Origin of the sequence: Paenibacillus sp. OT2-17 (assembly GCF_009827695.1) — a bacterium.
GTDB classification, from domain to species: domain Bacteria; phylum Bacillota; class Bacilli; order Paenibacillales; family Paenibacillaceae; genus Paenibacillus; species Paenibacillus polymyxa_B.
Map to the genome: position 1 here is coordinate 1 of NZ_WUDQ01000745.1, position 1,459 is coordinate 1,459.

1 protein-coding gene and 1 pseudogene are annotated in these 1,459 nt (G+C 44.1%); both read right to left on the reverse strand.

The annotated features are described in order from the left end of the window. Positions 1 to 220, reverse strand: a pseudogene (locus GRP75_RS26715) (ArsR family transcriptional regulator); the annotation flags it as partial. A 250-nt stretch (positions 221 to 470) separates the two neighbouring features. Continuing rightward, positions 471 to 1,459, reverse strand: a 989-nt coding sequence (locus tag GRP75_RS26720) for a discoidin domain-containing protein (RefSeq protein ID WP_160790865.1), incomplete at its 5' end; no start/stop codon positions are given.

The window sequence follows — 1,459 nt, forward strand, 5'->3', positions numbered from 1 at the left end:
GTCCATAAATAACCTTCCAATCTGCATTGATTTCCATGGACTCCAGCAACTTAGACAAACCTGGAGACAGCGTTCTACGCACTTGCTCCGCCCACCCGGCTGATAAATCGGTCTTCTTGTAAGCCTTGCGGCAAATAAAGGTGTGTAAGCTGCTGAGCAGCTCAAACACCGGTCCATATGCTACATGTACATCGTAAGGAGCATTCACGTCGTGACTCATCGCTTTCTGTCCTCTTTTCTTTCATGTCTGATGTCCATTATACATACTATCGTACACCCGTTCATTCTTAGTGATCCATTCATACGAGAATTTAGCAAAACACAGATACAAATATGAAGGAAACAAGCATCATAATCAAGACGAAAAAAAAGCCTGATCTCATCAGACTCTAACTGTTCAGCTATGAATTAAAAAAGGTTGTCTCCCACAAATATCGCAGGAGACAACCTTTGGACAAATAATATGATGCTTAAAGTTTGTTAGCTGCTACTTTCCACTCTAATATTCCTGTGGATGCTGAACCTTTGGATACCATTTCAATTCTTAATTTCGTTGTTTTTACAGGCGTAAAAGTGGTCGTATTATACTGGTCTGCCGAAGTACCCAATCCATTAGCCTGCTTGACATTGGACCAGCTACGACCATTCCAATACTTAATCTTGTAAGATTTAGGAACATCAACGCCAGCGCCATCTTTGAACCAATAGACATCCGTTTGGGATATCGTATATTCTTGATCAAAATCATATTGGACCCATTGTGTACCCGTCTCAGGCCAGTTACCATACACAGCATGACTTCTATCGTTGGAATTGGCAGGTTCAAATCCATCGTTTAGCGCGCTTACATTTTCCCAAGATGAAGTATAAGAGCTGCTAGCCGTTGCCGCAGGTGCTATGTTCACGATTTCATCAGGATCTGTTTCAATTGGGCCCTCGTCGTCTTTAGTCGTGATTGGGAAACGAGCCGTATCCTTCTTGATTTGACTCCAGGTATAACGCAGCATCCAAACATCCCAGTCGGTGATATGATCGGAATTGCCGGCCCACATAATGGTGTTCGTTGGGAATCCACCTGGTGGACGCTCATGTTCTTCATAAAAATCGTTTAACCCAAATCCGTGACCAATTTCATGTTCAGTAATCTCAATCTCATCCGAGTTTACCGTACTCAGAACGTATTCATCATTCATACGCTGTCCCCAGTCGCCGCCGGCTCCCCCGCCAAAATTTTCTGTGGCCCAGAGATACATATCAAAGCGTTTATCCAATCCACCCGGATACGAATAGTTCGGGTCCGAAAAATGCTCAAACCGGGATATTTCATTAGGCGCAACTGGAAGCGCAGCAGGAATTTCCGGTTTTTCAGAAGCTAGTGTATCTGTAATGGTATCCGTATAAATGACCTCGTCAGGCTGCTTGTTCAGGAGCAGTGAAGGATCGGCAACAGCCCAGCCTA